This is a genomic window from Streptomyces sp. NRRL F-5755, assembly GCF_001279365.1.
GTDB classification, from domain to species: Bacteria; Actinomycetota; Actinomycetes; order Streptomycetales; family Streptomycetaceae; genus Streptomyces; species Streptomyces rimosus.
Map to the genome: position 1 here is coordinate 1 of NZ_LGCW01000163.1, position 1,006 is coordinate 1,006.

The window sequence follows — 1,006 nt, forward strand, 5'->3', positions numbered from 1 at the left end:
TCACCAGGGGATGACTCCGTCGTCGTTGAAGAACGAGCCGGTCGGGCCGCCGTCGGGCAGCGTGGCGAGCCGGATTGCCGTGGCCGCGCCCTGCTCGGGAGTGCGGGGTCCGTAGTTGCCGGTGAAGTCGGTCGCGACCAGGCCCGGGCAGGCGGCGTTGATCAGGATGTTCGTGTCGGCGAGTTGCCGGGCGTACTGCACGGTGACGGCGTTGAGGTACGACTTCGTCGGCGCGTAGGCCGCCATGACCGGGCCGACGTCGATGTCGGGGTCCGCCTGCCAGGTCAGGGAGCCGACGGAACTGGAGACGTTGACGATGCGCGGTGACGCCGAGCGCCGCAGCAGCGGCAGCATCGTGTTGGTCACCCGGATGACACCGATGACGTTGGTCTCCACGACCGTACGGACCACGTCCAGGTCGAGCACGGTCGGGTCCTGCCCCCACCCCGGACCCGTCGGCGGGCCCGAGATGCCGGCGTTGTTGACCAGGACGTCCAGGCGCCCGGCCTGCCGTTCGACCAGTTCCGCGGCATCGGTGACGCTCTGGTCGCCGGTCACGTCCAGCGGCACCCCGAACGCGTCCACCCCGGCGCCGCGCAGCTTCCGGGCGGCGGCCTCGCGCCGGTCCGCATCGCGGGCTCCCACGCCCACGCGGTAGCCGAGGGCGCCGAGCCCGGCCGCGATTTCGTACCCGATTCCCTTGTTCGCGCCGGTCACCAGCGCGATCTTCGTTTCGCTCATGCCGTTGATGCTCGCTCGCGGGCGAGCGGCGCAGCCAACACCGATACGGTGTTCTGTCATACCCGGCAGGTATCACTGGCGTACGCTGTGGTCGTGGACGCCCTGGAGACCCGCGAGCTGAAGTACTTCCTGGCCGTTGCCGAGGAACTGCACTTCGGCCGCGCCGCCGAGCGCCTCGGCATGGCCCAGCCACCGCTGTCCCGGGCGATCCAGCAGCTGGAGCGGCGCCTCGGTGTCCGGCTGCTGGAACGCAACCGCCGCGGCG

2 protein-coding genes are annotated in these 1,006 nt (G+C 70.9%); one reads left to right on the forward strand and one right to left on the reverse strand.

The annotated features are described in order from the left end of the window. Complete coding sequence (locus ADK86_RS16335) at positions 1–741, reverse strand: SDR family oxidoreductase (protein WP_053697242.1); 741 nt, start codon at positions 739–741, stop codon at positions 1–3. A 93-nt stretch (positions 742–834) separates the two neighbouring features. Here ADK86_RS16335 and ADK86_RS16340 point away from each other — a divergent pair. Then, a partial coding sequence (locus tag ADK86_RS16340) for a LysR family transcriptional regulator (protein ID WP_159393866.1) occupies positions 835–1,006 on the forward strand: 172 nt, incomplete at its 3' end.